Annotated in this window: 11 protein-coding genes; all 11 read right to left on the reverse strand. The window is 45.4% G+C overall.

From position 1 onward, the window contains the following. Nucleotides 1–563 precede the first annotated feature (563 nt). On the reverse strand, nt 564–863 hold the full coding sequence (locus ACTIE0_RS00005) for a restriction endonuclease subunit S domain-containing protein (RefSeq protein ID WP_006623208.1): 300 nt from the start codon (nt 861–863) through the stop codon (nt 564–566). A gap of 120 nt (nt 864–983) precedes the next feature. Further along, nucleotides 984–1220, reverse strand: coding sequence for a type II toxin-antitoxin system HicB family antitoxin (locus ACTIE0_RS00010; protein WP_006623207.1), 237 nt, complete (start codon nt 1218–1220; stop codon nt 984–986). Then, a complete protein-coding gene (locus ACTIE0_RS00015) occupies nt 1220–1384 on the reverse strand; it encodes a hypothetical protein (RefSeq protein ID WP_006623206.1) in 165 nt (54 codons plus the stop codon). The genes ACTIE0_RS00010 and ACTIE0_RS00015 overlap by 1 nt, the downstream gene beginning before the upstream one ends. A gap of 61 nt (nt 1385–1445) precedes the next feature. Further along, nucleotides 1446–1733 carry a PIN domain-containing protein gene (locus tag ACTIE0_RS00020; RefSeq protein ID WP_006623205.1) on the reverse strand — a complete coding sequence of 96 codons (288 nt, stop codon included), beginning with the start codon at nt 1731–1733 and terminating at the stop codon, nt 1446–1448. Then, the gene (locus ACTIE0_RS00025; protein WP_006623204.1) at nt 1730–1960 is read right to left on the reverse strand and encodes a UPF0175 family protein; all 231 of its coding nucleotides are present in this window, start codon (nt 1958–1960) and stop codon (nt 1730–1732) included. Before ACTIE0_RS00025 ends, ACTIE0_RS00020 begins: the two co-directional genes overlap by 4 nt. A gap of 101 nt (nt 1961–2061) precedes the next feature. After that, nucleotides 2062–2310: a hypothetical protein gene (locus tag ACTIE0_RS00030; RefSeq protein ID WP_006623203.1), complete on the reverse strand. Its 249-nt coding sequence runs from the start codon at nt 2308–2310 to the stop codon at nt 2062–2064. 118 nt (nt 2311–2428) lie between these two features. Further along, nucleotides 2429–2779: a HepT-like ribonuclease domain-containing protein gene (locus ACTIE0_RS00035; protein WP_006623202.1), complete on the reverse strand. Its 351-nt coding sequence runs from the start codon at nt 2777–2779 to the stop codon at nt 2429–2431. Continuing rightward, nucleotides 2776–3090: a nucleotidyltransferase family protein gene (locus ACTIE0_RS00040; RefSeq protein ID WP_035759067.1), complete on the reverse strand. Its 315-nt coding sequence runs from the start codon at nt 3088–3090 to the stop codon at nt 2776–2778. The genes ACTIE0_RS00035 and ACTIE0_RS00040 overlap by 4 nt, the downstream gene beginning before the upstream one ends. Continuing rightward, a complete protein-coding gene (locus ACTIE0_RS00045; RefSeq protein WP_006623200.1) occupies nt 3080–3721 on the reverse strand; it encodes an HNH endonuclease in 642 nt (213 codons plus the stop codon). Before ACTIE0_RS00045 ends, ACTIE0_RS00040 begins: the two co-directional genes overlap by 11 nt. A gap of 5 nt (nt 3722–3726) precedes the next feature. Continuing rightward, the gene (locus ACTIE0_RS00050) at nt 3727–4005 is read right to left on the reverse strand and encodes a hypothetical protein (protein ID WP_006623199.1); all 279 of its coding nucleotides are present in this window, start codon (nt 4003–4005) and stop codon (nt 3727–3729) included. Between the two features lie 23 nt (nt 4006–4028). Beyond that, nucleotides 4029–4298, reverse strand: a complete 270-nt coding sequence (locus tag ACTIE0_RS00055; RefSeq protein ID WP_006623198.1) for a hypothetical protein — start codon at nt 4296–4298, stop codon at nt 4029–4031. Nucleotides 4299–4353: the final 55 nt, after the last annotated feature.

Consider the following 4353-nt stretch of genomic DNA (forward strand, 5'->3'; position numbering starts at 1 on the left):
ATCACAACCCCAGGATTGAAGCGGGGAACGGAAGGCGTGAAGTAGAACCCACTACCAGATGCGACCACTGCCAACCACCCATGACTAAGGAAATCTGAATGTTCCGACTTGAACCATCGTCATCAGTAAGTAGCGAAATAGGTTGACACGCTGCGCTCAAAAGAGTATGGGGAAAAGTAGGAGTTTCAACTCACTACCTACACAGACCTTTAAAATTACCCCGGTGGATAGGACGAATCTAAAGATGGAATGCCCCCATAGATGGAACGTTTAAACCCCTCATTGGCTCTGCCTCACGGCAGAGCGTGAAAAGTGTAAGCGTATACCTTTAAGGGGAAAGGATGTGACTGAAAGCTAATGCCTAACTGTAATGGTTAGGATATGCCCACTAGTCACGGTGTGGATATAGAGACTGCGGTAAGTAGGAGTCCTACGGCGAAAGCGAGTTTAAAGACTACGTATGTCATATAGCTCTGAAAGTTGAAGTCATAAAGCGGGGGGTTGTAGTCCCGTTCCTACTGACAATAGGGTATTCACATTAGGAGCCGTGTGATGTGAAAGTATCAAGCACGGTTTGGAATTGGAGTTGGCGAAGGTGACTTCCCTTTCGACCATAACATTACATAGGTTCTTTGATATGCGTTAAATTTGCCATTGTAGTGCTTTACAGAAAATATCCCATTTGCATTGTTGCATGCTAGTAAAACAGCATCACCATCAAAGCTATATTCATTAATAGAACGGGTGACAGGTGAACAAGTGAAGTAAGGATATATTCCTCCATCCACCGCAGCATTTGAGTCAAGACGACCCGTTTGTATAACAGCAATTTTTCCCAAAGGTTCGATATTCCACTCACTCATCGATCGCCTCCTTTAATCAATCAGAAAATACACTTACAGCCAGAGAACCCGCCACCTTAGACCCGCCAGCTAAGGGATCCTAGGGTCAAGATATAGACTTTGTGCTTTCCACTCATTCAGCTAATCCATTCCCCCAGCAACTTGTAACACCTGCGGCTCTGGTAGATCCTTTCCCTCTGTCCTGTAGCTTTCGAGTAACAACTCCAAGACCTCCTGGGCGTTAGTCAGTGCCTCCTCGTAGGTGTCCCCGTGGGTAAAATAGCGCTGTATTGGCGTGGCAAACTCCGGCAGTTCCACCAGATAACAATTATCTTCTTCAGACCAGATGATATTGATGCGATATTTAGATGGGATCATTAACCTTGCTCCTTATCTTTAAGTATTTGGAGTGCCGCACCCGCTTTTCTAAGCATAGCCTTTAACTCCCCAATCTTTTTAGGCATCGTTTGCACAGCGTCGGCATTGCCGCTCGCCACCTTTAATAAATCATAAAATACACTTACAGCGAGAGAACCCGCCACCCTAGACCCGCCACCCCAGCGATCCTAGCGTCAAAATACAGATTTTGTGCTTTTCATTCACTCAGCGATCGCCCCCTCCACCAACTTCTCCTGAATCAGTGCTGTTAACCGTTCCAGTCATCGACTCATCATCACCCGCCAACTTCAACGCTTGGGCTTTCAGAGCTTCGCTCACATAAAACCCAACCGATTCTAAAGAGTCAATCACCCCCTTAACCGAATCAATCATTCCCCTGTTCTTCGCTATAATTAAAATTCCCATAGTTCCTGTGATTTTCACCCCCAAGCGTTGAGCCACTTTCCGAGCTTGCAGATCATCCACAATCAATCGACCCAGATTTTGACTCATGACAATAAGTCAACCTCTGCGGCTAAATCATCAGGAGAATAGGCCAAGACAGGCACATGATAATGTCCCAAAATCTCCATAAATGCTCGTTGGGAATAACCCGCCACCTTTGCCGCTTGTCCAATCGAAAGCCTGCCCACCTCATAAAGCTTGATTGCCAGTAGTAGTTTCACTTCATCTGGCGAAAATTCAAACGCTAGTTCGAGCTTTAGTTCTTGCATAAACATGGTTTCATCCTCTGTATATTAATTTAAAACATTCCCAGAGCCGCTAAAATATCCGCCTCATCTCAATCATCATAATCTGCCATAATTTCTGAATGCGTCTTTCATTCTCGCTCCCAGTCATTGCGTAAATTCTCAATCCGTTTTGCCACTTCCAAAGGGTCAGCTACAGGACGGTTTGCCAATCGAGGTGATTGTAACAATGCCAGAATTTTGGCTCCGTTCCCTGCCCCATTGGTAGGTAGAGGGGCAAGCACCGTCACGATCGCCCTTGTCGCCACCTCAACTCGCAAAGGCTCCAAAGTGCGAATCGTTCCGTCTGGTTGAATAATGGCTTCTACTGCTTTTAACATGATTAACCCTCCACCAATAAACTAAATGCAAACATTCCCAAATCTGCAACAATATCTACCTCCTCTAAATCATGAGCCATCCTAGCGTCAAAATACAGATTTTGTGCTTTTAATTCACTCAGTGATCGCCCCCTTCACCAACTTCTGACAATATTTGAATAACCTGAACTTTCAGCCTCGGTAAATCATTAACAACAATTGACCAAACCAAATTCAAAGACAAGCGTAAATACTCATGAACAATAATATTTCTGAATGCAATAATTTGTACCCAAGGAACTTGTGGATACAGAGCAGTTAACTCATGCGGTATATCATTGGCTGCTTCTCCAATAATTTGTAAATGATGAACAATCCAAACTTGAACTAATTCTTGATCCTCAAAAGCACTCCTCCCTTGGCTTACATATCGCTCGATCGCCTCAATAGCATCTAAAATATCCTGTAAGCGCTCCTCTGGTTTTCTCATAAAGCGATCGCCTCACTTAAAACTCGATCCTTAATGCGGGCTTTCAGCATATCCACCGTAGCCACATCCACCTTACGCTGGAGTAAATTCTCCAAATCGAGCAATAAACCCGCAGGAAACCAAGGGGTAATTTTTTCTAGGTCGTAGTCAATCAAGAAATCAATATCACTATCCTCATCAGCCTCACCTCGCGCCACAGAGCCAAAAATCCTTACATTCTTTGCTCCGTGTTTTTGAGCAATAGCGAGAATGTCCTCACGTTTTTGTCGTAGTAAATTAAGATTGGGTTTTTCTTTTAGGTCACTGATCATTCGCCCCTCCGCCAACTTCTGTAATTTCATTTAACGCCATCTCCAACTGCGCCACACTGGGCAAAACCGCCCGCAACTCCTGCGGTAACTCCTGCTGATACCGGGCAAGAAGGGGAGTAATCACCTTTGCGCCCCAGCCCTCCTGAGCCTGCCGTGCTAAAATTTCCCGCCCAATTTGCCAATACAACAAAACCAACTCTCTATCGTCCAAGGGTGGGTGTCGCCCAATTTCGTAATCGGCGGCTCGAATAGCCAGGATGCGTTCCCGATTAAGGGCTAGTGCTGCCACCGTTGCTCGTCCAGTGGGAGTAATGCCCATAATCCTTAGACAATCGTCAGACCAGCGAAAATGATCCAGCCACCGATCCTGTCTGGGATGAAACAAAGCGACCTTTTGCTCCGATTCTGGATCAATAGCCTCTTGATAGCGTCCTTTCCGACGATTGCAGTGAAAACAGGCCAGAGCCAAATTATTAAGATCGCTAGACCCCCTTTCTGCTAAAGGAATAATGTGATCGATGGTAAATTGTACATATTGCCACTGTTCCGAAGCATGACAATATTCACAAAGTCCTTTGGCGCGTTGCCTAACCGTTGCTTGTATCTGTTCAGAAATCCAGGGACGATCCATTTTATTTAACCTTGGGAATTAGGCGCAACTGCCAAATTCCGAATCGTGCGATTGACAAAACTTAAATAATCATCAATTTCCTCATAGGCATCTAACTCCTGTTCTTCTAACTCAGTTAAGGCTTCAAGTTGCTGTTTTTCCAACAACATGACAATCCGATTCTGCACGGTTGCCGATGCCCGAAAAATTGGGACACCGGATTCCAACTCAATTCGCACCGCCCCATCTAGGGGTAACGAATCAGGGAGATGATGGAGGGGAGGGAGGGAAGGATGAACTAGCATCAGGGTAAAAGGTTTGGTTTTTCTTATTTTAATTCACTCTGGGCAAACAATCCCCGGATCAAGGTTTCCATCTGCTCCGACTGAAAGGGTAAATTCCGATATACATCAAACCCGGAAAAGGCATTTTTATCCGCTTCCCACACATTCACCCGACAAAAGGCGATACGGCTACCGCCACGCTCCGCGATCGCTCCTTCAACTCTCGCCGACTTCAGCCAGTTTTCCAGAATTAAAGCTACATCAAGGAAGATACCGAATTGGGTTTTGGCGACCTTCGGCTGTAAAAATAACAACTACCTTTTCACCTGGCTTGAGCAAGTCACGGGCTTTCACAAATCACTCCTACAA

This window comes from Limnospira sp. (assembly GCF_051859755.1).
Lineage (GTDB): Bacteria > Cyanobacteriota > Cyanobacteriia > Cyanobacteriales > Microcoleaceae > Limnospira > Limnospira fusiformis.